This window comes from Amycolatopsis sp. cmx-4-61, from assembly GCF_046548775.1.
GTDB lineage: Bacteria > Actinomycetota > Actinomycetes > Mycobacteriales > Pseudonocardiaceae > Amycolatopsis.
Genome location: NZ_JAEBEI010000006.1, coordinates 333,634 through 359,408, shown reverse-complemented (window position 1 = coordinate 359,408; position 25,775 = coordinate 333,634). Strand labels below are relative to the sequence as shown.

Annotated in this window: 22 protein-coding genes and 1 pseudogene; 11 read left to right on the top strand and 12 right to left on the bottom strand. The window is 72.4% G+C overall.

Annotated elements, in window-relative coordinates; translation table 11 throughout:
• The first annotated feature begins 6 nt into the window (after positions 1-6).
• Positions 7-1,563: a glutamine-hydrolyzing GMP synthase gene (gene guaA, locus ACLJOU_RS20695; RefSeq protein ID WP_410569282.1), complete on the top strand. Its 1,557-nt coding sequence runs from the start codon at positions 7-9 to the stop codon at positions 1,561-1,563.
• A 72-nt stretch (positions 1,564-1,635) separates the two neighbouring features.
• Here the strand turns inward: guaA and ACLJOU_RS20690 are convergent, their stop codons facing one another.
• The gene (locus tag ACLJOU_RS20690) at positions 1,636-1,878 is read right to left on the bottom strand and encodes a hypothetical protein (protein ID WP_410569281.1); all 243 of its coding nucleotides are present in this window, start codon (positions 1,876-1,878) and stop codon (positions 1,636-1,638) included.
• Positions 1,871-3,145 (bottom strand): PspC domain-containing protein, encoded by a 1,275-nt coding sequence (locus ACLJOU_RS20685; protein WP_410569280.1) that lies wholly within the window; start codon positions 3,143-3,145, stop codon positions 1,871-1,873. Before ACLJOU_RS20685 ends, ACLJOU_RS20690 begins: the two co-directional genes overlap by 8 nt.
• Positions 3,146-3,265: 120 nt before the next feature.
• Between ACLJOU_RS20685 and ACLJOU_RS20680 the strand changes: the two genes are divergently transcribed.
• Positions 3,266-4,570, top strand: a complete 1,305-nt coding sequence (locus tag ACLJOU_RS20680; protein WP_410569336.1) for a PspC domain-containing protein — start codon at positions 3,266-3,268, stop codon at positions 4,568-4,570.
• Positions 4,571-4,577: 7 nt separating this feature from the next.
• Positions 4,578-5,258, top strand: coding sequence for a response regulator (locus tag ACLJOU_RS20675; RefSeq protein WP_103342484.1), 681 nt, complete (start codon positions 4,578-4,580; stop codon positions 5,256-5,258).
• Between the two features lie 19 nt (positions 5,259-5,277).
• On the opposite strand, the gene ACLJOU_RS20670 is transcribed toward ACLJOU_RS20675, so the two are convergent.
• Positions 5,278-5,619 (bottom strand): hypothetical protein, encoded by a 342-nt coding sequence (locus ACLJOU_RS20670; RefSeq protein WP_410569279.1) that lies wholly within the window; start codon positions 5,617-5,619, stop codon positions 5,278-5,280.
• A 64-nt stretch (positions 5,620-5,683) separates the two neighbouring features.
• Here ACLJOU_RS20670 and ACLJOU_RS20665 point away from each other — a divergent pair.
• Positions 5,684-5,782, top strand: a pseudogene (locus tag ACLJOU_RS20665) (DNA-binding response regulator); the annotation flags it as partial.
• Positions 5,783-5,786: 4 nt separating this feature from the next.
• Here ACLJOU_RS20665 and ACLJOU_RS20660 read toward each other — a convergent pair.
• Positions 5,787-6,755: a DMT family transporter gene (locus tag ACLJOU_RS20660; RefSeq protein WP_410569278.1), complete on the bottom strand. Its 969-nt coding sequence runs from the start codon at positions 6,753-6,755 to the stop codon at positions 5,787-5,789.
• Positions 6,756-6,858: 103 nt separating this feature from the next.
• On the opposite strand from ACLJOU_RS20660, the gene ACLJOU_RS20655 reads away from it, so the two are divergent.
• Positions 6,859-7,761 (top strand): LysR family transcriptional regulator, encoded by a 903-nt coding sequence (locus tag ACLJOU_RS20655; RefSeq protein ID WP_410569277.1) that lies wholly within the window; start codon positions 6,859-6,861, stop codon positions 7,759-7,761.
• On the opposite strand, the gene ACLJOU_RS20650 is transcribed toward ACLJOU_RS20655, so the two are convergent.
• The 7 genes from ACLJOU_RS20650 to ACLJOU_RS20620 form a co-directional block, all read right to left on the bottom strand.
• A complete protein-coding gene (locus ACLJOU_RS20650; RefSeq protein WP_410569276.1) occupies positions 7,758-8,852 on the bottom strand; it encodes a protein kinase domain-containing protein in 1,095 nt (364 codons plus the stop codon). The genes ACLJOU_RS20655 and ACLJOU_RS20650 overlap by 4 nt on opposite strands.
• A 12-nt stretch (positions 8,853-8,864) precedes the next feature.
• Positions 8,865-10,511, bottom strand: coding sequence for a serine/threonine-protein kinase (locus tag ACLJOU_RS20645; protein ID WP_410569275.1), 1,647 nt, complete (start codon positions 10,509-10,511; stop codon positions 8,865-8,867).
• Between the two features lie 215 nt (positions 10,512-10,726).
• Positions 10,727-11,587 (bottom strand): hypothetical protein, encoded by an 861-nt coding sequence (locus ACLJOU_RS20640; RefSeq protein WP_410569274.1) that lies wholly within the window; start codon positions 11,585-11,587, stop codon positions 10,727-10,729.
• A 259-nt stretch (positions 11,588-11,846) separates the two neighbouring features.
• Positions 11,847-13,475 carry a hypothetical protein gene (locus ACLJOU_RS20635; protein ID WP_410569273.1) on the bottom strand — a complete coding sequence of 543 codons (1,629 nt, stop codon included), beginning with the start codon at positions 13,473-13,475 and terminating at the stop codon, positions 11,847-11,849.
• A gap of 333 nt (positions 13,476-13,808) precedes the next feature.
• Complete coding sequence (locus ACLJOU_RS20630; RefSeq protein WP_410569272.1) at positions 13,809-14,123, bottom strand: hypothetical protein; 315 nt, start codon at positions 14,121-14,123, stop codon at positions 13,809-13,811.
• A gap of 65 nt (positions 14,124-14,188) precedes the next feature.
• A complete protein-coding gene (locus ACLJOU_RS20625) occupies positions 14,189-14,485 on the bottom strand; it encodes a chorismate mutase (protein WP_410569271.1) in 297 nt (98 codons plus the stop codon).
• Positions 14,486-14,646: 161 nt separating this feature from the next.
• Positions 14,647-15,072, bottom strand: a complete 426-nt coding sequence (locus ACLJOU_RS20620; RefSeq protein ID WP_410569270.1) for a DUF1707 domain-containing protein — start codon at positions 15,070-15,072, stop codon at positions 14,647-14,649.
• A gap of 192 nt (positions 15,073-15,264) precedes the next feature.
• On the opposite strand from ACLJOU_RS20620, the gene pcrA reads away from it, so the two are divergent.
• On the top strand, positions 15,265-17,679 hold the full coding sequence (gene pcrA / locus ACLJOU_RS20615; RefSeq protein ID WP_410569269.1) for a DNA helicase PcrA: 2,415 nt from the start codon (positions 15,265-15,267) through the stop codon (positions 17,677-17,679).
• A 933-nt stretch (positions 17,680-18,612) separates the two neighbouring features.
• On the opposite strand, the gene ACLJOU_RS20610 is transcribed toward pcrA, so the two are convergent.
• Positions 18,613-19,293 carry a M23 family metallopeptidase gene (locus ACLJOU_RS20610; RefSeq protein ID WP_410569268.1) on the bottom strand — a complete coding sequence of 227 codons (681 nt, stop codon included), beginning with the start codon at positions 19,291-19,293 and terminating at the stop codon, positions 18,613-18,615.
• A gap of 1,065 nt (positions 19,294-20,358) precedes the next feature.
• Between ACLJOU_RS20610 and ACLJOU_RS20605 the strand changes: the two genes are divergently transcribed.
• The 5 genes from ACLJOU_RS20605 (at position 20,359) to ACLJOU_RS20585 (ending at position 25,730) form a co-directional block, all read left to right on the top strand.
• Entirely contained in the window at positions 20,359-22,254 is a 1,896-nt protein-coding gene (locus ACLJOU_RS20605; protein WP_410569267.1) for a hypothetical protein, read from the top strand.
• Positions 22,244-22,567 carry a hypothetical protein gene (locus ACLJOU_RS20600; RefSeq protein WP_410569266.1) on the top strand — a complete coding sequence of 108 codons (324 nt, stop codon included), beginning with the start codon at positions 22,244-22,246 and terminating at the stop codon, positions 22,565-22,567. The genes ACLJOU_RS20605 and ACLJOU_RS20600 overlap by 11 nt, the downstream gene beginning before the upstream one ends.
• 118 nt (positions 22,568-22,685) lie before the next feature.
• Complete coding sequence (gene sucC, locus ACLJOU_RS20595; protein WP_410569265.1) at positions 22,686-23,855, top strand: ADP-forming succinate--CoA ligase subunit beta; 1,170 nt, start codon at positions 22,686-22,688, stop codon at positions 23,853-23,855.
• Position 23,856: 1 nt separating this feature from the next.
• On the top strand, positions 23,857-24,747 hold the full coding sequence (gene sucD / locus ACLJOU_RS20590; protein ID WP_285988189.1) for a succinate--CoA ligase subunit alpha: 891 nt from the start codon (positions 23,857-23,859) through the stop codon (positions 24,745-24,747).
• A 206-nt stretch (positions 24,748-24,953) separates the two neighbouring features.
• Positions 24,954-25,730, top strand: coding sequence for a DUF5336 domain-containing protein (locus ACLJOU_RS20585; protein ID WP_410569264.1), 777 nt, complete (start codon positions 24,954-24,956; stop codon positions 25,728-25,730).
• Positions 25,731-25,775: the final 45 nt, after the last annotated feature.

The following is a 25,775-nucleotide window of genomic DNA, read 5'->3' as shown; positions in this document are numbered from 1 at the left end:
CGCCAGGTGCCCAGTCCCACCGGTCCGGTTCTCGTCGTGGACTTCGGGGCGCAGTACGCGCAGCTGATCGCCCGGCGCGTCCGCGAGGCACAGATCTACTCGGAGGTCGTGCCGCACAGCGCGTCCACCGAAGAGATCCTCGCGAAGAACCCCTCGGCCATCATCCTTTCCGGCGGCCCGTCGAGCGTGTACGCCGAAGGCGCGCCGGGCATGGACCCGAAGCTCACCGAAGCGGGCGTGCCGATGTTCGGCATCTGCTACGGCCACCAGCTGCTGGCCAGCGCGCTCGGCGGAGTCGTCGAGCCGACGGGGGTCCGCGAGTTCGGCCGCACCGAGGTCCGCGTGACCGGGGACGGCGGGGTCCTGCACGCCGGGCTGCCCGCGCACCAGCCCGCCTGGATGAGCCACAACGACAGCGTCACCAAGGCGCCCGAGGGCTCGGTCGTCACCGCCTCTTCGGACGGCGCCGCGGTCGCCGGCTTCGAAGACGTCCAGCGCCGCTTCGCCGGTGTCCAGTACCACCCGGAGGTCGCGCACTCGCCGCACGGCCAGGAGGTGCTGCGCCGGTTCCTGCGCGACATCGCCGGGATCGAGCCGCAGTGGACGACGTCGTCGATCGTCGAGGAGCAGGTCAAGCGGATCAGCGACCAGATCGGGGACGGCCGGGCGATCTGCGGCCTGTCCGGCGGCGTCGACTCCGCCGTCGCGGCCGCGCTGGTCCAGCGCGCCATCGGCGACCGGCTGACCTGCGTGTTCGTCGACCACGGTCTGCTGCGGGCCGGCGAGCGCACCCAGGTCGAGCAGGACTTCGTCTCGGCCACCGGGGTCAACCTGGTCACCATCGACGCCCGCGCGCGGTTCCTGGACGCGCTGGCCGGCGTCACCGACCCGGAGCAGAAGCGCAAGATCATCGGCCGGGAGTTCATCCGCGTCTTCGAGCAGGCCGAGCGCGACCTCAAGGCCCAGGGCGACTACAAGTTCCTGGTCCAGGGCACGCTGTACCCGGACGTCGTCGAGTCCGGCGGCGGCGAGGGCACGGCCAACATCAAGAGCCACCACAACGTCGGCGGCCTGCCGGACGACCTGCAGTTCGAGCTGGTCGAGCCGCTGCGGCTGCTGTTCAAGGACGAGGTCCGCCGGGTCGGCCTGGAGCTCGGCCTGCCCGAGACGATCGTGCACCGCCAGCCGTTCCCCGGCCCCGGCCTGGGCATCCGGATCATCGGCGCGGTCGACCAGCAGCGCCTGGACACGCTCCGGGCGGCCGACCTGATCGCCCGCGAGGAGCTGACCGCGGCGGGGCTGGACCGCGACATCTGGCAGTGCCCGGTGGTGCTGCTCGCCGACGTCCGCAGCGTCGGGGTCCAGGGCGACGGCCGCACGTACGGCCACCCGGTGGTGCTGCGCCCGGTGTCGTCGGAGGACGCGATGACCGCGGACTGGACGCGCCTGCCCTACGAGGTCCTGGAGCGCATCTCCACGCGCATCACCAACGAGGTCGCGGAGGTCAACCGGGTCGTGCTGGACGTGACGTCCAAGCCGCCGGGCACCATCGAGTGGGAATGAGTCCTCTGTAGACAAGGCTCGAGGCCCCGGCGTGGGATCCGGGGCCTCGAGGGTCTTCGGTGGTGCGCCGGGTCAGCGTCGCCGCTTGCCGCCGAGCGACGCGGTGAGGAGCAGCAGCCCGACGAACACCGCACCGCCGGCGATGACCCAGCGGAAGTCGAACGACGGCAGCCAGCTCGCGCCGTCCGAGAGGACGTAGGCCGACACCAGCAGCGTCGCGACGCCGACGATGAGGGTGAAGGCGTCCACTCCGCCTCGCCGGGCGGGCGGGGCGCTGTCCGGGTTGTCGTAGGCGTAGGGGTTCTGCTCAGCCACGTCGCACCTCCACGTTGCCCACGCTGTTCGAAACCTTCAGGGTGATCTTCTGGCCGCCGGCGCCGTCGGTGCCGGTGTCCGTCCCGGTCAGCGCCGGCTGGTTGACCCCGTCGCTCGAGTGCCCGAAGCAGGACGCCTCGCCCGCGCCGGTGTGGCAGTCGTAGGTGACGTCCGCGTTCGCCGGCACGAGCACCGTGGTGTCGCCCGCGCCGTTGGACACGGTCGTCGCGTACGGCGCGCCCTCGGGCAGCTCGGTCAGGTCGATCCGGAAGTCGCCCGCCGCGTGCTGGTAGACCGGCTTCAGATCGGTCAGCGTCTGCGGGGTCTCCCCGAGGTCGCCGAGACCACCGCGGAGGTCGATGTCCTGGAACGGCGCGGTCGTCAGCACCATCCCGGCGATGGCCAGGGGAACCGCGAGCCCGATCAGGCCGCGCCCGCCGCCGGCGAACGCGCCGGCCACCAGGCCGACCCCGACCACGCCGAGGACCAGGCCGATGATGTGCTGCGCGGAGAACCAGCCGGCGCCGTTGAGGGCCGCCAGGACCCCGGCACCGGCGGTCACCACGGCCAGCGCGAACGTCACCGAGCCGACCTTCGACCGGTGCCGCCGCTGCGGCGCGTGGAAGGACGGGGGCGGCGGCGTGGGCCGCGGCTCCTGGACGGGCGGGGCGTCGGGCAGGTCCCAGCCGGCCGGGTCGGCGGCGAGCGGATCCCAGCCGCGCGCCGGCGAAGGCGCCTCGGCGGTGTCGGTCATGGTGAAGGCTCCGTTTCCGGTGAAGGCCGGGTGCGACTTCCGCGCGGTGACCGGCGCAGGGCGGTTCTCGTGGCCGCGGCTGCGGTGCAGCAGGTAGAGCGCGGCGGCGACGAGGGCGCAGCTGATGAGCCCGCCGCCGTCGAACCACGACCCGGTGACCGAGCCCCCGGCGCTGACGACGGTGAGGACCACGAGGACCACGGCGAACGCGGGCGACACCGAAGACCGGCCGCGTCCGATGAGGCTTTCGAAGCCGGAAACCTCGTCGCTCTCGCCGGGCAGGAACAGCCACCCCAGCAGGTAGAAGGGAACGCCGAAGCCGCCGAAGACGGTCGTGACCACCAACGCGATCCGCACGACGACGGGATCGAGGCCGTACCGCTGCCCGATGGCGGCGGCCACCCCGGCCACCTTCCGCCCGGCGTGCGGCCGCCGGGGCCGGCTGACCCAGAAGTCCTTGACGGTCTCCTCGAAGCCGTTCAGGACCCCCGGCTTCTCGCTCGCACCACTCATACCGAGAAGCATGCGTCACCCGCGGCGGCGCGACATCCGGGATGGTCCCTGAGGTTTCCCCGGAGCCCGGGCGGCCGAGTGGATCAGGGGTTTCCCCGATGGAACCGGACAGCGGTGCGTGTGACCATGGACGGCGTGCAGGAGTCCCTCGACCACGTTCCCGCCGAGCAGGCGATCGCCACCACGGACCCGGCTGCGCCCAAGATGTTCCGGCGCCGGTCCGGGCGGGCCATCGCCGGGGTCGCCGGTGGGCTCGCCGATCACCTCGGCGTGCCGGTCCTCTGGGTGCGGACGGCCTTCGCCCTGCTGGCCGCGCTCAACGGCGCCGGGCTGCTCGCCTACGGCCTCCTCTGGGTGTTCGTCCAGCAGCAGTCCGAGGAAGCGGCCGAGGCGCCGACTCCGAAGGAGCGCCAGCAGGCGTTCGGCCTGATCGCGCTGGGCGTCGGCCTCGCCGTCGCCAGCGGGACGCTCACCGGGTTCATCAGCGGCTGGGTCGCCGTGCCGCTCGCCATCGCCATGATCGGTCTCGCGGTCGTCTGGCGCGAGGCCGACGAGTCCCAGCGCCGGCGCTGGCGGGCCGGTGCCAAGGACGGCTTCGCCGGTGCGCTCCTCGGCGGGGGCGGCTGGTCGGCCGCGATCCGGATCGTCGCCGGCGTCGCGCTGGTGATCACCGGCATCACCGTCGTCGTGCTGCGCAGCGGCACCCTCGACCAGGTCCAGTTCGCGCTGATCGCGGTCCTCGCGACGCTGATCGGGGTCGCCGTGCTGACCGTGCCGTTCTGGCTGCGGCTGGTCCGGGACCTCTCCGACGAGCGCAAGGCCCGCATCCGCACCGACGAACGCGCCGAGATCGCCGCCCACCTGCACGACTCCGTGCTCCAGACGCTCGCGCTCATCCAGAAGCAGAGCGAACAGCCCCGCGAGGTCGCGCGGCTGGCCCGCAGCCAGGAGCGCGAGCTGCGCGGCTGGCTCTACGGCCCCAACGGCTACGGCAAGCCCGCCGAGCACGTCGAGGAAGCCACCGGGCAGCTGTCCGAAGCGCTCGCGACGGCGTGCGGCGAGGTCGAGGACACCTTCGCGATCTCGGTCGGCCAGGTCGTCGTCGGCGACGCGGAGCTGGACGAATCGCTGGTGGCGCTGGTCCAGGCCGCGCGCGAGGCCATCGTCAACGCCGCGAAGCACGCCGGCGTCGAGGAGGTCAGCGTCTACGCCGAGGTCGAGCCGACGGCGGTGACGGTGTTCGTCCGCGACCGCGGCAAGGGCTTCGACCCCGACCTCGTCCCGGACGACCGCCACGGCCTCGCCGACTCGATCCGCGGCCGGATGACCCGCCACGGCGGCACGTGCAAGGTCCGCACCGCGCCGGGCGAGGGCACCGAAGTGCAGCTCGCCATGCCGGTGAAAGCGGGCAAGGGGGCGGCGTGAGGCGGCTATGCTCGACGACGTGACGGACAACCAGCGTGAACCGGTCAAGGTGTTCCTCGTCGACGACCACGCGCTGTTCCGCGCCGGGGTGCGCACCGAGCTCGACTCGATCACCGACGAGGTCCGCGTGGTCGGCGAGGCCGGTTCGGTGGCCGAGGCCGTCGCCGGCATCGCCCGCACGAAGCCGCAGGTGGTGCTCCTCGACGTCCACATGCCCGACGGCGGCGGAGCCGAGGTGCTGCGCCGGGTCCGCCCGGAGCTGCCGGACGTGGTGTTCCTGGCCCTGTCGGTGTCCGACGCGGCCGAGGACGTCATCGCGGTCATCCGCGCGGGCGCCCGCGGCTACGTGACGAAGACGATCTCGTCGAAGGAACTGGTCCGCGCGGTGGTCCGCGTCGCGGACGGCGACGCGGTGTTCTCGCCCCGCCTGGCGGGGTTCGTGCTGGACGCGTTCGCCGACCGCCCGGGTTCCGCACCGATCAACGACCCCGAGCTGGACCTGCTGACCCCCCGCGAGCGCGACGTCCTGCGGCTGCTGGCCCGCGGGTACGCCTACAAGGAGATCGCGTCGGAGCTGTTCATCTCGGTGAAGACGGTGGAGACGCACGTGTCGAGCGTGCTGCGGAAGACCCAGCTGTCGAACCGCTACGAGCTCTCCCGCTGGGCTTCGGACCGCCGCCTCGTCTGACGGCCTTCGGGAACGACGGTCAGGTCCTTTCCGTGCCGGAAACCTCGTGGCGGCCGAATACCTGCAGCCTGATGAAGGAAGCCGGGTTGTCCGACAGAAGTTGGCGGATGTCGGTTTTGATTCGCAGGCGATAGGCGTTGTCGTAGTCGGCGTCGGATCGATCGCGGCGGGGAAGCAACAGTGGCGCGTTACCGCACTCGAGAGGAGTTCGCCTCTTGATGGCGCCCCCCTTGGCGCCAACGGGTGTCACGAGATGAGCGTCGAACCGGAGATCCATGGCAGCACGACGGCTGAGGTTCACCACCTTGATGCGGAAGACGGGTGAGACGGGGTCTTCGGCGATCTCCGGTGAGATCGTCAATTTCGGTGTGAGTCGGATTCGTCGGTAGATCCGTTACGGTGGTTTTGTCAGTTCGGCTGGATAACGAAAGCTCGAGACGCACGTGTCGAGCGTGCTGCGGAAGACCCAGCTGTCGAACCGCTACGAGCTCTCCCGCTGGGCTTCCGACCGCCGGCTCGTCTGACGGCTCAGTCCGCCAGGGGAGCGAGAGGCCGGGGCGCGCTGCCGGTGGTGTCGTCACCAAGCCCATCCGCCTGGTCACCGGCCACGTCCAGAGCCCCTCGCTCCGGCTTCTGGAGGCGGGTCAGCGCCACGCCGCCGAGCACGACCACCATGCCCGCGATCACCCGCAGGTGCAGCTGTTCGCCCAGGAACACCGCACCCAGCAGCACCGAAACGACCGGCAGCAGGTACCCGACCACGGACGCGGCCACCGCGCCTTCGCTCGCCAGCAGCTGGTAGTTCAGCGCGAACGCGATGCCGGTCGACCCGATGCCCAGGACCAGGACCGCGAGCAGCGGCCCGGTGGACACGTGCACCGGCGTGAACCCGCCCGCCGGCAGCGCCAGCACCAGCATCCCGCTGGCCAGCAGCATCTGACCGGCCGAAGTCGCGTACGGCGACAACGAGGGGTCCGACAGGTACTTGCCCTCGTAGACGAACGCGAAGCCGTAGCTCGCCGCCGCCGCGAGGCACGCCAGCGCGCCCCAGCTCAGCAGGCCCGACGCCTGCCACGGCGCGAAGATCAGCAGGATCCCGCCGAGCCCGATGACCAGGCCCGCGAGCCGGGCGCCGGTCATCCGCGACGACGTCCCCATCAGCGGCGCCGCGAGCAGCACCCACAGCGGTGTCGTCGAGTTGAGCACGCCGGTGATCCCCGAATCGACCGTCGTCTCGCCGATCGCGAACAGCAGGAACGGCAGCGCGTTGTGGAAGAACGCCGCGACCGCCAGGTGTCCCCACATCCGGCGCTCGCGCGGGAGCCGCGCCCGCTGCAGGCGGCAGAGCACCAGCAGCATGGCGGCGCCGAGCACCAGCCGCGCCAGCACCAGCTGCACCGGCGAGAACACGCCCAGCCCCAGCTTGATCCAGAAGAAGCTCGAGCCCCACATCAGCGCCAGCGCACCGATCCTGAGCAGCGTCTTCGTCTCGCCCACCCCAGTCCTCCTTCGAAAGCCGAAGTCAGCTTCACCCGGACCAGACGTAAGGACAAGCGAAATTAACTGCAGGAACACTTAAGCCCAGCTGTACGATCGCGGGATGCTCGACGTCCGCCGCATGCAGGTCCTCCGCGCCGTCATCACCAGCGGGTCGATCACCGCCGCGGCCCGCAACCTCGGCTACACGCCGTCCGCGATCAGCCAGCAGCTGTCCGCGCTCGAACGCGAGGCGGGCACCCAGCTGCTCGAACGCGTCGGCCGGGGCGTCCGGGCGACCCCGGCGGGCGCGCTGCTGTCCGAGCACGCCGAGCGGCTGAGCACCGAGCTCGCCAAGGCCGAGGCGGCGCTGACCGAGCTCAAGGAGGGCCGCATCGGCCGCGTCTCGATCCGCTACTTCGCCACGGCGGGCGCGTCCCTGGTGCCGCCCGCGATCGCCGCGGTCCGGCGCGAGCACCCCGGCGTGCGCCTCGACCTCAAGCTCGTCGAGCCCGACGACCCGATGACCGACGTCGAAGCGGGCCACGCCGACGTCGCGATCACGGTGTTCCCGCGCAGGACCCCGCCCGCCAAGGGAGTCGAGCTGGTGCACCTGCTGGACGACCCGTACCGGGCGGTGCTGCCGAAGGCGCACCCGCTGGCCCGCAAGCGCGTGCTGGACCTGACGGAGTTCGCGGAAGAGCCGTGGGTGGGCGTCGACGGCCTCCCCGGTGTCTGCCGCGACATCCTGGACAGCGCCTGTGCGTCCGCCGGGTTCGCGCCCAACGTCGTCGTGGAGTCCGAGGACTACCAGACGGCGCAGGGGTTCGTCGCCGCCGGCATCGGCGTCGGGCTGATCCCGGAGCTCGGGCTCGGCGCGCAGCACCCCGGAGTGGTCGTTCGCCGGATCCGCAACCCCGAGCCGGTCCGCGCGATCCACGCCGCGGTGGCGTCCCGCGCCTCGGCCCACCCGGCCGTCCGCACGCTCCTCGCGGCCATGCGCGCGGCGACCGCCAAGGTCGCCTAAACGAAGAACAGCTCCGAGACGAGGATGCCGACCAGCACCGCCACGAGGATCGCGGCCACGGTGACCAGCGTCTTCTTCGACACCGGAAGGTTCCACTCCTGGGCCTGCGGCCGGGCGCCCGGCGCGGGCGGCCGCGCGTACTGCGTCGGCGGCGGCACCGGCTGCATCCGCTGCGTCTCCTCCGCCGCGGAGTAGCCGGGCGCGGCGACCGGCATCGGCGGCTGGAACTGCGGTCCCGACGGCGGCATCGGCGGCCCCGCGGGCGCCAGCGCCGGGTTGAAGGGTGGCGGCGGAGGCGGCGGGATCCCGGGCGCGGTCGGCGGGATGAACGCCGTCTCGCGGCCCTCGGTGATCGCCTTCAGCGAGTGGACGGTGTCGGCCATCGTCGGCCGCGTGTTCGGGTCCGCGCGCAGCATCTTGCGCAGCGCCTCGGTGAGGACGCCGGAGTTCTGCGGCGGGCGTTCGGACGACTGGCCGTCGTCCCCGAACGGCGGCACGCCTTCCACGGACGTGTACAGCGTCGCGCCGAGGGAGAAGACATCCGCGGCCGGCGTGCCCGGCAGCCCACGCGCGACCTCGGGCGCCACGTACGCCGGGCTCGGGCCGCCGCCGCTGATGCCGATGTCGGTGAGCTTCACGCCGCCGTCGTCGGCCAGCAGCACGGTGCCCGGCTCGAGGGTGCGGTGCACGAACCCGGCCGCGTGGATGGCCGCCAGCGCGTTCCCGAGCTGGATGCCCAGCTGCGCCGCCTGGTCGGGGGTGAGCCTGCCGTGCTCGGCGAGGAACGTCGCCATGCTGCGGGACGGGATGTACTCCATCACCAGCCAGACGTCCTGGCCGTCCGGCAGCACGTCGAACACCTTGATCGCGCACGGGTGCTCGATCCGGGCCGCGTCCTTGCCCTCCTGCATGGCGGCGGCACGCGCCTGCTCGGCGCGTTCACCCGCGCCGACCGGCAGATACATCCGCTTCATCGCGACGGTGCGGAACAGCCGCGTGTCGAACGCCAGCCACACGATGCCCGCGCGGCCGCGGCCGATCGGCTGGTCCAGCCGGAACCGGCCGCCGACGATGGTTCCTTCAGAACTCAAGTCGGTCCTCGATCATCCACCGGCGGCAGCGCTGGAGGACGCGCCGCCGGTCGTTGTGGGGGCGGTGCTGGTAGGCGTCGTCTCGGTAGTCGTCGGCCTGATCGGTGTCGTCGTCTTCGGCGTAGTGGTCGCCGGCGGTTCGGAGCTCTTCGTCGCCGTCGCCCGCTTCGACGACGAGGTCGCCTCCGTCACCGGGGGCGGTACATCGGCCGTGCTGACCTCGTCCTCCGTCGTCGACGGCGTCGACGACGCCGACGTCGCGGCCGGCGACGGCTTGCTGCTGGACACCGGTGCGGCCGGCGCCTCCGGGTTGTTCGGGCTCAGCAGCCAGACGACAAGCGCGACCAGGCCCACGACCACGACCCCGCCGATGATGGCCGGGCGCTTCCACGCGCCGGGCCGGTCGTCGTCCTCGTCGACCGGGCTCGTCTGCGGGCGCGACCGCGGCGGCGGCGCGGGCTCGTCGTCGTAATCGTCGTAGTCGTCCTCGTACCCGCCCTGCTCGTGCGGGGGGACCGGCACCGCGCGCGTCGCGGCCAGGCCGGGCGGCACGCCGCCGGCCGCGTGGGGGTCGCCCTCGCGGTAGTTGCCGTACCCGTCGTAGTCGTCCTCCGGGTAGCCGGTGGCCTCCGGGTAGTCGTCCTCGTCGTAGTACGGCACGGCCTGCGTCGGAGCCCCGCCGCCGAGCAGCGTGCCCGAGTGGCCCGCGGGGATCTCGTCGAACATCTGCGTCGCGTTCGGGTCGGCGGCCCCCGCGCCGAGGGCACCGGCCGCGCCGAGGACACCGGCCGAGGGCGCCAGCATGGTCTCTTCCGCCGGGCCGCCGAGCGGCGTCTCGCCGCGCGCGACGGCCGCGAGCAGCTCTTCGCACTCTTCGGCGGTGGGCCGGTGCTCGATCTCCGGGTGCAGCAGCACGGCGAGCACGCTGGCCAGGGGACCGGACTGGCGCGGCGGGTTGATCTGCCCGGCCGCGACCGCGTGCAGCAGGCTCAGCGTGTTCTCGGACAGCCCGAACGGCGGCTGGCCCTCGCACGCCGCGTACAGCGTCGAACCGAGGGAGAAGACGTCGGACTCCGGCCCGGGCTCGCCGCCGATGGCGACCTCGGGGGCCAGGTAGGCGGGGGTGCCGGCGATCATCCCGGTCTTGGTGACCGTGACGTCGTCCTTGGCCCGTGAGATGCCGAAGTCGGTGATCTTCACGATGCCGTTGGCGCCGAGCAGGATGTTGCCCGGCTTGATGTCGCGGTGCACGATCCCGACCGCGTGCGCCTCGCGCAGCGCCGCGGCGACCTGGGCGCCGATGCGCGCCACCTCGGTCGGCGGCAGCGTGCGGCGGTCCTGCAGCACGGCGGCCAGGCTGGTGGAGTTGAGGTACTCCATGATCAGGCACGGCTGCCCGTTGTCGTCGGTGACGACGTCGAAGACGGAGATCGCGTTGGGGTGGTGCAGCCGGGCCGCGATCCGGCCCTCGCGCATCGTCCGCTGGCGGGCGTCCTCGGCGTCGTGCTCGTCCAGGTGCGGCTGGAGCAGGAGCTGCTTGATGGCCACGGTGCGGCCCAGGACCTCGTCGTGCGCCTGCCAGACGGCCCCCATCGCGCCCGTGCCGATCCGGCCGACGATGCGGTATCGATCGGCGACCAGACGACCCTCGTCGCTCACGCGACCTCCCTTTGGGCTCCGGCTTCACCAGGGCGTGCGGATCGGTGCCTGGTGACGCGGCCACGAGCACGCCACTTCGCTGGAGCGTATGCACATGTCGTGGGCTCTGAGCCGGTCCTTCCGAGACCGGCCCGTGACAAGGCTAGGCGCTCACTCTGCGCACACGAAATCGGCACGGGCACTTAAACCAGGGGTGAAGGGGTGGTCGCGGTGGGCTACATGTACTGGGCCGAGACGAGCTCGGCTTCGGTGATCAGCCCGCCGGTGTCGGCCACCCGGAACAGCTGGGTGACGCGCACCAGGGCGCCGTCCGGCCGGTGCAGCGTGGCGACGGCGAGGATCGAGCCGTCCGGCTTGATCTGCGTGTCGGCCTCCTGGACGTCGATGGCGTCCATCGAGCTCCAGGTGCGGACCAGCTCGCCGGCGGTGCCGTCGGCCAGCGCCGGGCTCAGCAGCGCCAGCGCGCCCGCCGAGTCGCGGGCGATCTTGGCGTAGAAGTCCTTGACGGCCTGGATCTTGCGGCTCGCGCTGCGCGCGTCGGCGGCCTTGTCCGGGACCGAGGTGGCCGCGGCGGGCGCCGGCCGGGTCCGCGGGGTGCCGTTCGGCGGCTGGGCCGAGGGCGACTCCTCGGCGCGCGCGCCGGCCGTGGCGGGGCTGTGCTGCTCGGGTGCGCTGCCGCCGGCCTGGTGCTGCGGGACGGCGAGACCGCCGAGCTCCGCCGCACCGGTGAAGCCGGCGGGCGTGGCCTGGCCGCCGGACGGCGAGGCGGCGCGGTGCGAGCTGGTCAGCATCGGCGCGGCGATCACCGCACCGGCGACGAGCGCGCCCGCGGCGACGAGCCCGGTCAGCTTGGCGCGGCGCGCGAACCGGCTTTCCGGCTCGCCCGCGTCCTCGGCCTGCGCCGGCTCGCGGGCCGGCTCGGTCCGCGCCGGCAGGAACCGCTGCGGGTCGCGGAAGACCTGCTCGAGATGGTCACGTTCGGCGTCGGCGACGCCGTCCAGGATCTCGGCCGGGATGACGTCCTCGACGCGGACGGCGTGGGGTGACTCACGCCGTGTGCGCTGCCGATCAAGCACGGAATTCCTCGCTCTGGGTGCCGGGGCGGCCACTCGGCCGTTCGGCCGGGGTGCCGTTGGTCCGGACGGCCGACTCGTGGCCGGTTTCCGGATCCGCTGTCGTCAGGTAACCCCGTGCGGGCGGCGATCACCAGGCTCTGTCGCCGGAATGCCGTCGCCACACGATGAGCGGCAGCTTATGTCACCCACCCGGACCAGGCATTACCGCTCACCGCACCGCACGTGCATCAGAACGGGCGAACCGCACGTGCAGGTCCGGCTACTGGCCGTCAGCGGTGATCTTGTCGCCGTCGCCGAAGGTCAGCGTGCGCTCTTCGACGGTCTTGGTCCCGTCTTTGTGGGTGACTTCGACGGTGTTGATCGTGACGCCGCGCTGCTGGTCGACGCTGACCTTCTTGACTTCGAAGTAGGCGATGCCGGCGTACCGCTGCGCGAGGGCCTGCGGTCCCTGGTCGTGCAGGCGGCCGGTGGTCACCGACGACGCCGCGGACGGGTCGGTGGTGACGGTGTTGAAGAACTTCTCCGAGTTGTCCCCCATGGTCTGGGCGTCCGGTGGGAAGGAGTACCACCACGGCGACTTGACGGGCGTCTCGCGCTGGGCGGGCGTGACCGGCGGCTTCCGCGGGACCGTGGTGGCGGCGGTCGGGCGGGTGGCGCCGGTCGTCGCGGTCTCCGGAGCGGCGCCGGTGTCTTCGGGAGCGGGTGGGGGAGCCACGCCGTCGACCGGCCCGGCCCCGCCCCGCTGCGGAGTCGCGGAGTCGTCCGGCCGCGACGCGGTTTCCGGACCGGCGGCGGACCCGCCCTGCGTGGGCGGCCGGTGCTCCCCGGTGGGGTCGGCGACGGTCGGCACGCCCTGGTAGCCGGGCCAGGAGCCCTGCACGGCCTGGTCCATCGGCGGCTTCCCGACGAGGAAGGAGCCGGCGCACAGCAGCCCGACGACGACGGCACCGGAAGCACCGGTGGCGAACCAGGCGGCCTTCTTCCACGTCTTCGGCGGCGTCACGGACGCGGGAACCGAACCGATGGTGAAGCCGCCCAGTCCGTCGATGGGAGGGGCGGAGTAGATGCGGACGTCGTCTTCATCGAGGTCGACGCACCGTGGCGCGGGAGCGGCCAGCGAGACGCGAGTGCGCCGGGGGGCCTGCTCGGCGTGGCTTTCGGTGGCGGCCACTTCGCCTGGGTCTTCGTCGTGTTCGTCGAGCGGAAGACTGCCGTGCGAGGCGGGGAAGAGCGGCGCCGAGGGCCGCCGGTCACGCGGCTGCGGGAGCGGGAGCAGCCCGGACACCGGCGGATCGGCCGGGTCGGGATCGGCGGGGCGCCGAAAAGGGTGGCTGCTCACCGCCACCGCTTCCCCGGGGACGACGTGGTGCCGCAGGAAGCGGGGATCGGCCATCGCCGGGCCGGCCGAGGCGGGACCGGGCAGCGGGGGGAACCCGGCGTCCGGCGGAGCCTCGGGCCTGTCGGCGAAGCCGGGGCCGCCGGGGTAGCGCCGGAGCGGGTGGGGCCTGTCGTCCGTTGCGAGTTCGGCGCTGTCGGCGCTGTCGGCGAAGGCGGGGCTGCCGGGGTAGCGCCACACCGCGTGGGACCTGTCGTCCCGTGGGCCCCCGCCGCTGTCGGGGGCAGCGAGGCCATCGGGGTAGCGCCGCAGCGGGCGGAACCCGCCGTCCGGTGCGCCCCCGCCGCCGTACTGCCGCGCCGCGGGAACACCGCCCTCCGCCGGTTCGACCGGTGTGTGGTGCCGCAGCGAAGGCTCCGCCCCGGCCGCGTGGTGGCGCACCGGGCGGTGCTGCGGCAGGGGTGGCGTCCAGCTCTCCGCGCCGCCGCGCCGGTGCCGCCCGGGATGGGCGGGCGCGGTGCCGCGTCCGTGGAATTCCGTGCCTTGGCTCATGCGGGCTCGACCACCCGGCGGTGCGGTCCTGACGCCGACCTGCGGCGGGACGACCCGAACGGAGCACCCTCACGCGCGAAATCCTGTTCGGAATCCTGCGCAAATGCACGCGCACGCGACTGGGGGCGCGCGGGGCCGATGCCCCCGCGCGTCCTGCGGGCATCGCCCGACCCAGACGCAAGGGTCCTCACAACCCCAACCCTAGGAGCATCCGGCGGAGAAAGTCGCCCCCAAACCTGCAAGTTGCAGAGGTTTCACTCGGTCGGGCGCGACCGAACGGGCGTTGGTGACGCTGCGAAGTTTCACGCAGCGCCATCGGCCCTGATCAGGCGTTCAGCCTCCGGTGCGGTAACGGTCCCGCGTCGACTGCAGCGCCTTCGTCGCCACCACCCCGCTACCGGCGGCGACGATGATCGCGAAGACGTCCAGCGTCGGTCCCCCGGCCGTGAGCAACCAGGCGAACAGGGAAGCCGCGGTGGTCCCGCCGGCCACCGCCCACCTGCTCTTGACGTACTGCGCGACCGGAGCGCCCCCGGCCCGCTTGCCCGCCGCGTTGTTGAGCAACGCCAGATATCCGACATGGCCCAGCGCGGCCAGCACGCTCACGAGCGCGACGATGACGGCGATGAGGTTCACGAGCCACTCCATGACCCCAGTCTGCCCGTACCTGGGCCGCGAACGCCTCGGGGAAGTCCCCGAATTCGCCGCAACCGTTACCGGCCGAGGCGACCGCGGCCCAGGTTCAGCAGCGCCATGGCCAGCTGACGGCCTTCCGGACCCAGCTCGCGGTAGCGCGCCAGCACGTCCATCTCGCGGTTGTAGACGATGCGCGTGCCGCCGGCGGCCATCCGCGCGGCGCCGATCGTCTTGGAGACCTCGATCCGGCGTTTGACCAGCCGCAGGATCTCCTTGTCCAGGTGGTCGATCTCCTCGCGGAGCGACGCGATGTCGTCGCCCGCGGGGGTGTGCTCGGCGGGCTGGCCGTCGGCGTTCGTCGCGTGTGCGTTCATCGGGACCTCTTCCTCGAGACCCGGACCCGGCCCCAGGGACGGCGACAGCCCCGGGTCCGTGGACTCCGGGGCTGGCGTGATGGCGGTTCGGGCACTACGCGATCACGGGAGCCGGAGTCCGGGTCCCGTAAAAAAATCGCTTCGCGTGGTGCCGCATGTCGTCAGTATGGCACAGCGGTGCGCGACCGCTCCCGGACCGAGCGCACCCGAGCATGAACCAAGAAGCTCACCCCGAGCCAGAACAACGGGAACGCCGGCCAGAAGAACCCGGCGCCCAGCACCGCCCACCGGGCGATCAGCAGCACCGCGACCGCGGCCACCACGCCGAGGTGGACGCGCAGCGCGGGATGCCGCCGCAGCGCCGCCCGGCTCAGCGGGAAGCCGGGCGGCGCCGGCGCCGGCCGCGGCAGGTCGGCGGTGAGCGCCGTGAGTTCGTCGGTGAACCGCGCGGCGTAGACGCGGCTGAGGCGTTCTTCGACTTCGTCGAGGGTGAGCCGCCCTTCGGAACCGGCGGTCTGGACGGCGGTGGCGACGCGTTCACGATCGGCGTCGGCGGCCCGGATGCGGGCGGAACTGGTGTCTTCCATGCCCACCGATACTCCGCGACGCGCACCCGCCCCGCGTCGGACGGCGAGCGACACCTTCTCCTACGTCCGGCGCGGTAGCGCGGGCTTCCCGCCGGACGTAGGAGCGGGCGGGAAAGGAGCGGAAGAACCCCGCCGCCACCACGGGCACGCTGTGCCGCACTCCGCCCCGCCCGGGGTAGCGTGGACGCCACGATGGACACCCTCTTCGATCTCCCCGCCGCGACCCCTGTGCGCAAGCCCGCCGCCGGCGGGCAGGCCGAGCTGCTCGACGACCTCAACCCCGCCCAGCGCGAAGCCGTCACCCACGCCGGTGGCCCGCTGCTGGTGGTGGCGGGCGCGGGATCGGGCAAGACCCGGGTGCTGACCCGCCGGATCGCCTACCTGCTCGGCCAGCGCCGGGTGCACCCCGGCGAAATCATGGCGATCACCTTCACCAACAAGGCCGCCGCCGAAATGCGCGAGCGCGTCGCCGCGCTCGTCGGGCGCCGCGCGAACGCCATGTGGGTCTCGACGTTCCACTCGATGTGCGTCCGGATCCTGCGCCGCGAAGCCAAAACCCTGGACATGTCGTCGAGTTTCTCCATCTACGACTCCGACGACACCAAGCGGCTGATCACCCTGGTGGCGCGGGACCTCGACATCGACCCGAAGCGTTACGCCGCCCGCACGCTCGCCGTGCACATCTCGAACCTGAAGAACGAGCTCACCGACCCGGAAACGGCGGCGGCGAACGCGGGCAACGACCTCGAGCGCCGCGTCGCCGAGGTCTACGGCGAGTACCAGCGGCGGCTCAACCAGGCCAACGCCTTCGACTTCGACGACCTCATCATGCGCACGGTCGCGCTGCTGCAGACGTTCCCCGACGTCGCCGAGTACTACCGCCGCCGCTTCCGGCACGTGCTCGTCGACGAGTACCAGGACACGAACCACGCGCAGTACACGCTGGTCCGCGAGCTGGCCGGGACGGTGCCGAACGAAGCGGGCGTCGAGCCGGCCGAGCTGGTCGTCGTGGGTGACGCGGACCAGTCGATCTACGCCTTCCGCGGCGCGACGATCCGCAACATCGAGGAGTTCGAGCGGGACTTCCCGAACGCGCACACCATCCTGCTGGAGCAGAACTACCGCTCCACGCAGACGATCCTGTCCGCGGCCAACGCCGTCATCGAGCGCAACCCGAATCGCCGGGCGAAGCGGCTGTGGACGGATTCGGGCGACGGCGAGAAGATCGTCGGCTACGTCGCGGACAACGACCACGACGAGGCCGCGTTCGTCGCGGGCGAGATCGACGCGCTGGCCGAGAAGGGCGAAGCCGACTACTCCGACGTCGCCGTCTTCTACCGCACCAACAACCAGTCCCGCGTCTTCGAAGAGATCTTCATCCGGCTCGGCCTGCCGTACAAGGTCGTCGGCGGCGTGCGGTTCTACGAGCGCCGCGAGGTCCGCGACATGATCGCGTACCTGCGCGTGCTGGCGAACCCGGAGGACACGGTCAGCCTGCGGCGCGTGCTGAACGTGCCCAAGCGCGGCATCGGCGACCGCGCGGAGGCCGTCGTGGCCACGCACGCCGAGCGCGAGCGGATCTCCTTCGCGCAGGCGCTGCGGGACGCCGTCGAAGGCAAGGTGCCGCTGCTGAACCCGCGCTCGGTCAAGGCGATCGGCGGGTTCGTGGCGCTGCTCGACGAGCTGGGTGCGCTGGTTTCCGGCGGCGCCGAGGTGCACGACGTCCTGGAAGCCGTGCTGGACAAGACCGGCTACCGCATCGAGCTCGAGGAGTCGGAAGACCCGCAGGACCACACGCGCGTGGAGAACCTGGACGAGCTGGTCACCGTGGCGCGCGAGTTCACCGAGATCACCGCCGAGGTCGTCGCGGACGAGAACGCCGAGCTGGTCGTGGAGGAGGGCGTCCCGGCGCCGGGCTCGCTGCCGGCGTTCCTCGAGCGCGTGTCGCTGGTCGCGGACGCCGACTCGGTGCCGTCGCCCGACGGCGGCGAAGAAGGCGACGGCGGCGCGGGCGTGGTCACGTTGATGACCGTGCACACCGCGAAGGGCCTCGAGTACCCGGTGGTGTTCTGCACCGGCTGGGAGGACGGCGTCTTCCCGCACATGCGGGCGCTGGGCGACCCGACCGAGCTGGCCGAGGAACGGCGGCTGGCGTACGTGGCCATCACGCGGGCCAGGAAGCGCCTGTACGTCTCGCGCGCGATCACGCGCTCGGCGTGGGGCCAGCCGTCGATGAACCCGGCCTCGCGGTTCCTCGACGAGCTGCCGCCGGACCTCGTCGACTGGCGGCGGCTGGAGCCGTCCAGCGGCGGCTTCGGCTCGTTCGGCTCCGGCTCGCGCGGCACGCCGCGGGCGGCGACCACCTGGGGTGGCCGCCGGTCGTCTTCGCCGTCTTCGTCGGGCACGCCGTCGTTCGGCAAGGGCTGGAAGGACACGGTGGCGCTGAAGCTGGACGTCGGCGACCGGGTCAGCCACGACAAGTACGGCCTCGGCACGGTGATCTCCTGCGACGGCGTCGGCCCGCGGGCGACGGCCACGATCGACTTCGGCGCGGCGGGCAAGGTCCGCCTGATGCTCATCGGCAGCGTCCCGATGGTGAAGCTCTAGCCGCAGCCCCACCCGTCCGAGTGAATCCGGCGGCGATCTCCGCGATCGCCGCCGGAATCGTCGTACCCACCCGGTACAACTGACCCCGCAATCGAACAAAGGTTCGACAGAGGGGGTAGTGTGGTGTGGACGCGGTGCTGTTTGGCCTGTTGGCCGAAGGGGTACAGAAATACCTGCGAGGAGTCCTGGGGACGACGGTTCCGGATCGGGGTCGGGAACCTTCGGGGGCTTCGGGAATTCCTTCGCTTGCGGGAGCGGAGGCGTGCCGGCTGGCCGCCGCCTGGCGAGCGCTGCTCAGGCAGCACGAGCTCGGCGCGGACGGGCGTTGTGTCACCTGCGGCCGGGGACGCCGCTGGACGACCAGGGCCCGCAGTGCCGGACGTGTCCGCTCCGCGGGGGGCGCAGGGGGAGCTGCGCCCTGGGGCTGGCTGCCGGTGCGGCGGCCCGCGGAGCTGTGCACGGTGTGGCAGGTCGCGGTGGCCTACTTCATCCGCCGGTTACCGGGCGGACAGCGATAGGCGGTTGCGGGCGCTGAGGCGCCTGTGCGCGGTTCTTCCCGGCTCGGGAGTGGTTGCGGTCGTCCGGCGGCGCTTGACGTGGCCTGGGGCGCGTGCGGTGCCGTCCGGCCTCCGGAGTGAGCCGGGCTTTCGTACGGCCGCCGGCTTGCCGGAGCCGCCTGGTGTCGTCCGGCCGCTCGGGCCGGATCGTGCAGACGTACCCGATCAGGGTGTTTGCGTATGGCCCGCGGTGGTGAACCTTGATCTTGTGACCGGTTCCAGCAGACGAGCGGCTCGGCGGAGCGCGTGCCTTCAGCACCCTCGGCCGGTCGGGGCTGCCCGCGGCGTCCCGGCCGGAGCAGGAGCCTGCTCGACGGCCGGGTTTCCGCTGCCGGGCGCGCTGGTGGCGCCGGGCGGGGGGCGAACTGCGGGTGGATCAGATGACGATGCCGCGCGCGGCCAGCCAGGGCCGGGGGTCGATCTTCTTGGTGCCGTTCTGCCACACCTCGAAGTGCAGGTGCGGGCCGGTGCTCTGGCCGCGGTTGCCGATCTCGGCGATCTGCTGGCCGCACTTGACCTTCTGCCCCTCCTTGACGGAGAAGCTGTTCATGTGGCCGTAGACCTGGATGGTGCCGTCGTCGAGCTGCACCCGGACCCAGAGGCCGAAACCACTGGCGGGGCCGGCCTCGATCACGGTGCCGTCGGAGGCGGCGTAGATCGGCGTGCCGATGGCGTTGGCGATGTCGATGCCGAGGTGGCTCGTGCCCCACCGGGCACCGAAGCCCGAGGTGAAGGTGCCGTGCGCGGGCAGGCAGGTCTTGGGGCGAGCGGCTTCGTCGGCGGCCTTCTTGGCGGCGTCGGCCTCGCGCTGCTCGCGGGCCTGCGTGACAGAAGCGCTGTCAGCGAGCTTCGCGGCTTCGGCGGAGGCGTCGACGGTGTGGCCGGTCGGCAGGAGTTCCGGGGCGCCCCCGGAGCCCGCACCTCCCGCGGTGAGCGATGCGCTGGCGTCCTGGCTGTTGGCCAGGGGCGTGAAGGCGGCGTCGGAATCGGTGACCGTCTTGAGGGTCGAACCCGCAGCGGCGGCGGCGAACGCACCAGCCGCAACGGCGGCAACCACGACACGGCCGCGGAGGGCCGAAGAGGGCGGGGCGATGCGGTGCGCACCCCGGACACGAACGACCGCACCTTCCAGTGCGTCCTTCAATGCCGGGGAAGGAGCTTGGCCGCCGGGGGAGCGGTGTGAAGCCAAGACAGGGCCTTCCATCGTCGGGGAGCCGGGTCGAGGACTGCGGGCGGGGGAACCCGGTGAGCCAACCTCGGGGGTGGTTTGCTCGGCGTCCTACTTCGTGACCTGACTGTAATGGGGACCCCGGGACAGTAACGAAGGGGTACCGCTGTCGGCAAGACGTGCCCCCGGTGTCGGCCGATCGGGTGGAGTCGCCACGACGCTCACCTGTGCAAATCACGGAAAGTTAGCGGGGGTTTACGGCGTTCGGTGTGACTTGCCTTACACGGTTGCGGGGTAGTGAAAGCCCGACAAGGGGGTAACCGAGGCCTCCGGGGTCCGCGCGCGCCGGAATAACGGATTGCGGAAGAGGGTTGAAGCGCATCCGACGACTCGCGCCCGCCGACGGCTCCCGGGCGGCCCGAGCTTGCTAGCGTCGCGGGCAATATGCCCCCACGCGCAGAGCCCCCCACCGGAAGCACTCCCGGCCCCGCCGAAAACCCGGAGGCCCGAGGCCCGGCCCCGAGCCCAGCCGAGCCCGCCGACCCGGGTCAGCCGGCAGCAGACGCCCCGACGCGGCCAGTCCCCGCCGCGGAAGGCGTGGGTGGCAAGCCTGGCCGCGCTGCAGGCACTCCCGCGCGCGCTGGAGGGTCCGGTGGTTCATCCCGCCCTGCCCCGCCTTCGGCTGGCGAGCGGGGTGCGGTCAATGACTCTGCGGGCGCCCCGGGCTCTGGTCCGTCCGGTGGTTCCTCTCGCTCTGCCCCGGCTTCGGCTGACGAGTGGAGCGCGGACAGCACGGTGGCCGGTCGGTCCGATAGTTCCTCGCGACCCGAAGCCGCCTCGGCAGGGCGGGGCGAGCCCGAAAGCACTGCGGGCGGCACCTCGGGCGCCGGCGACCCCTCCCGATCCGACCCGGCTCCCGAAATCTCCGCCGGATCCGACGCGCCAACGAGCCCGGTGCCTGCCGCGGCACGTGTACCCGGCGTGCCCGAAAACTCCACCGAATCCCCGGTCCATCCCGCCAACCGCGCGAAACCTGCGTCAACCCCCTCCGCCACCAGCCGCTCCGGCACCCCCGCGCCCCCGAACCCCTTCGCCCGGCGCGCCCCCAACGGGCTCCAAATCGCCGAGACCGAGCCTTGGGCCGACGAGACCCACCCCTCCGGCGCCCTGAAAACCGCCCTGGCCCTGGCCGCCCTCGGTGCCCTCTGTCTCACCGCCGCGGCCTTCGTCCCCGTCTCGCCCTCCGCCGGTCCCGGGTTCGCCAGCTGGCCCTGGCTCGCCCTCCTCGCGCTCGGACCCGTCGCCGCCGCCATCGTCTTCGCCGCCTGCGGGAAACCCGGCGTGGGCGGCGGCCTCGTTCTCGGCCTCGCCGCCCTCGCGCCCGGGCGGCTGGTGCTCGACCTGCAGTTCGCCGTCAACGGTCCGCTCACCATCCGGCCCGAGCTCTACCTGCCCGACCGGTTCCTCGGCAGCTCCACCGTCGGCGCCGGGTTCTGGCTGCTCGTGGCCGGGCAGGTGCTCACCGCGGCCGCCGGGGTCCTCGCCTGGCGGGCCCTCCGCAGCCACGACGAGCCCGAACGCCGGCGCTGGCGGCTGCTCGTCCCGCTGCTCGCCGTCGTCGCCGGGGCGGGGCTGCTCACCGCCCCCGTCCACTCCGACAACGGTTTCCTGCTCGCCCGCGCCGCCTTCGAAGGCCCCTGGCCCGCGCTCGGCGGCTATCTCCTCCTCGCCGCCGCCCTGCCGCTCGTGGCCGTGCTCGCTCTCGCCGCGCCCGCCGAACAAACGGCCCGGGGTGCGCTCGGCGGGCTCGCCGCCGGTGCCTTCGGGGTGGCCGCGCCGCCCGTGCTCGCCGGGCTGTTCCGGGACGACCTGCACGTCACCTGGGGCCCCGTGCTCGCCCTCGCCGCGACGGCGATCGTCGCCGGCCTCGCGGGTACGCGGCTGACCGAAAGCGCCCAACCGGCCGAGACCGGCAACGCCGAGCTCCCCAGCCTCTTCTGGTGGCGGCTCACCACTGGCCTGCTGGGCCTCGCCACCGCGGTCGCCGCGCTCATCGGCGCCATCGCCCCGCAGGTCGCCGTCACCGCACTGAACCCCGGCGCCACCGCTCCGGTCAGCGCCGCGGCCGACAGTCCCGCCCGTTGGTTCCTGCTCGCCGCCGCCGTCGTGCTCGCCGTTCCCGCCGCCGGGGTGCTCGTCCCGAAGACCGCCGCCGTCGCGCGGCCGGTGCTCGGGGTCGCCTGGGCCGGGATCGTCCTGGCCGGCACCGCCGTCCTCAACACCGCCCTGACCGCCACCCAGGCCGGCAACCTCGCCGGGTTCGGGGGCGCCGCCGCCCCGGTCTTCGGCTACGACCTCGGGGCCGGCGCCGCCTGGACGTTCGCCGCGCTCGTGCTCGCCGTCCTGGCGGCCCTCGCCGCCGTCGGCACCGGTGTCGTCGAACGCGAGGACGCCGGGGAGAGCAGCGTGCTGAGCAACGTCCTCACCCCCGTCGCGGCCGGCGCGATCCTGGCCGTCGCCGCGTTCGGGCTGCCCGTCTTCGCCGTCCCCGGTTACGTCGCCGCGGGCCTCTGGTCGCACCTCGACACGCCGTGGTGGGGGCTGCTGACCGCCGCCGCGGTCGTCGTCGGCGCGGCCGCGCTCGCGACGCGGTCCCGGCCGAAACCCGCGGCCGCCCTGCTCGTCGGGGCCGCCCTGCTCACCGCGCTGCACGCCGCGGAGCTGCCGCTCGTCGGCGGCTCGCTCGGCGACGCCAGTCCGGCGACCGGCTTCTGGGTCGCGCTCGCCGCCACGGCCGCGCTGCTCGCCGCCGCCGGCATGGCGGTCGCCGGGGGACGCCGTGCGCCGTGAGCGCCTCCGGGTGCTGCTCGTCGAGTTCGGGCGGCCCGATCCGGCCGCGGTCGTGCTGGCCCGCGTCCTGCGTGACGAAGGCGTGGAAGTCGTCCACGCCGGCCGGCTGAACACGCTCGAAGAGCTCCGGAGCACCGCCGAACAGGAGGACCCGGACGCCGTCGGCGTGCTCGGCGCGGGACCGCCGCCCGGGCTCGCCGAAGCGTTGAACGGCGTTCTCGTCCTGCCCGCCGGAGACCCCGGAACAGCGGTGGAATGGTTGCGCGGTGGGCGGTCTCACACCGGTGAAGCACCGTCTGACCGCATACGGTGACCGACTTCACCAGGTGCGGAGTCCCCTGCGTCTGCGCAGGTCGCTAACCTCGACTGGTCCGACAGCGCGGTCCGGTCGCGGACCACCTGCAGTGGCGTGTCGTCAGGAGACTGGAGTAGTGGACCTCTACGAGTACCAGGCGAGGGATCTCTTCGCCGCCCACGGAGTACCGGTTCTGCCGGGCTCGGTGGCTAGCACCCCCGAAGAAGCCAAGGCCGCCGCGGAGCAGATCGGTAACCAGGTCGTCGTCAAGGCGCAGGTGAAGGTCGGCGGCCGTGGCAAGGCGGGCGGCGTCAAGCTGGCCCAGACGCCGGACGAGGCGAAGGAGAAGGCGGAAGCCATCCTCGGCCTCGACATCAAGGGCCACATCACGCGTCGCGTGCTCGTGGCCGAAGCCTCGGACATCGCGTCCGAGTACTACTTCTCCTTCCTGCTGGACCGCGCGAACCGCACGTTCCTGGCGATGGCGTCCTCCGAGGGCGGCATGGAGATCGAGCAGCTCGCGGTCGAGCGCCCCGACGCGCTCGCGAAGATCCCGGTCGACGCGATCGCCGGTGTCGACAAGGCGAAGGCGCTCGAGATCCTGAAGGCCGGCCACTTCCCGGCCGACATCATCGACGAAGCCGCCGACGTCGTGGTGAAGCTCTGGGAGACCTTCGTCTCCGAGGACGCCACCCTGGTCGAGGTCAACCCGCTGGTCCGCGACCCGCAGGACAAGATCATCGCCCTCGACGGCAAGGTCACCCTCGACGAGAACGCGGACTTCCGCCAGCCGGGCCACGAGGCCCTGGTGGACAAGGACGCGGAGAACCCGCTCGAGGCGAAGGCCAAGGCCAAGAACCTCAACTACGTCAAGCTCGACGGCCAGGTCGGCATCATCGGCAACGGCGCGGGCCTCGTGATGTCCACTTTGGACGTCGTGGCGTACGCGGGCGAGAAGCACGGCGGCGTGAAGCCGGCGAACTTCCTGGACATCGGCGGCGGCGCGTCGGCCGAGGTCATGGCGGCCGGGCTGGACGTCATCCTCAACGACACCGACGTGAAGAGCGTCTTCGTCAACGTCTTCGGCGGCATCACCGCCTGTGACGCGGTGGCGAACGGCATCGTCGAAGCCCTGAAGATCCTGGGCGACGAGGCCACCAAGCCGCTGGTCGTCCGCCTGGACGGCAACAACGTCGTCGAGGGTCGCCAGATCCTGGCCGACGCGAACCACCCGCTGGTCACCGTGGTGGACACAATGGACAACGCGGCCGACAAGGCTGCCGAGCTCGCCGCGGCAGGTGCGTGAGATGTCGATCTTCCTCAACGAGAACAGCAAGGTCATCGTCCAGGGGCTCACCGGCTCCGAGGGCATGAAGCACGCGACCAAGATGCTGAAGTCCGGCACGAACATCGTGGGCGGCGTCAACGCCCGCAAGGCCGGCCAGACCGTCACCATCGAGGGCAAGGACCTCAAGGTCTTCGGCACCGTCGAAGAGGCGATCAAGGAGACCGGCGCCGACGTGTCGGTCATCTTCGTGCCGCCGAAGTTCGCCAAGGACGCGGTCATCGAGGCCATCGACGCCGAGATCCCGCTCGCCGTGGTCATCACCGAGGGCATCCCGGTGCACGACTCCGCCTACTTCTGGGCGCACGCGGTCGCCAAGGGCAACACGACCCGGATCATCGGCCCGAACTGCCCCGGCGTGATCAGCCCGGGCAAGTCGAACGCCGGCATCATCCCGGCCGACATCACCGGCCCGGGCCACATCGGCCTCGTGTCGAAGTCGGGCACGCTGACCTACCAGATGATGTACGAGCTGCGGGACATCGGCTTCTCGACCGCGGTCGGCATCGGCGGTGACCCGATCATCGGCACCACGCACATCGACGCCCTCGAGGCGTTCGAGGCCGACCCCGAGACCAAGGTCATCGTGATGATCGGCGAGATCGGCGGCGACGCCGAAGAGCGCGCCGCGGCCTACATCAAGGAGAACGTGACGAAGCCGGTCGTCGGTTACGTCGCGGGCTTCACCGCGCCCGAGGGCAAGACCATGGGCCACGCCGGCGCCATCGTCTCCGGCTCCTCCGGCACGGCCGCCGCGAAGAAGGAGGCCCTCGAGGCCGCCGGCGTCAAGGTCGGCAAGACCCCGAGCGAGACCGCCGTCCTCGCGCGTGAGCTGTACAACAACCTGGGCTGATCCCCCGAAGTAACTCCTGGTGAGGCCGGGCACTCGACGAGTGCCCGGCCTTTCCTCGTCCCGGGACGAAACCGCGCGGGGGATTCGTGCGTCTGCTGGGCTGGTGGCCGCGGAGTGCGCTAGCGTTCTGCGCACACACGCCACCTCGTCTTTCCCCGGGTGCCCGCGCGCCCGGAGTGCCGGTCGAACCGACAGGAGTGCATCCGATGACCTTCCCCAGCGGCGGGCCCGGCTACCCCCAGCAGGGTGGCGGCCAGCAGCCCCCCGGACCGCCGTCCAGTGGCTTCCCGGCGCAGCAGCCGCCGCACTCGCACCAGGCGCCCTCCGGGGCCGCGGGCCTGACGCAGAACCTGCCGCTGCTGCTCGCCCTGGTCGTCGCCGGCCTCGGCCTCGTGCAGTACTTCCTCGGCTTCTCCGACAACGGCGAAGTCGGCCTCGGCGGGACGTTCCTGCTGGGCGGCGGCCTGCTCGCCGCGATGCACGCGCTGCCGAAGGGCCCGCGGACGCTGCCGTTCGCGGCGCTGTTCAGCGTCCTCGGCGCGCTCGAGGTCCTGGACACGCTGGTCGGCATGCAGACCTCGCCCGGCATCGTCACCGTCATCCTGATCCTGGGCATCCTGCAGATGCTGGTCGCGGTCGGCGCGCTGCTGATCGCGCACGACGTCATCAAGCCGCCGTCGCCGAAGCCCGCCGCACCGTCCTACGGCGGCCAGTACGGCCAGCCGGGCCAGCAGCAGCAGTACGGCCAGTCCGGCCAGCAGTTCGGCCAGCCGGGCCACGGTCCGGGACCGGGCGCGCCGGGCGGTGAGGCGTCGGCGCCGTTCTCGCAGGCGGGTCAGTACGGCTCGCCGAACCCGCCCTCGACCACCCCGCCGCCGGGGCAGCAGGCCACGACGTACGCCCCGCAGCAGGGCCAGTTCTTCCAGCAGCCGCCGCCGGAGAACCCGGGCACCCCGCCCGGCGGCTTCGGCAAGTCGAACTGACGCAGCCACCTCTTCTCGACCACCCGCTGTGACACTCGGTGTCAC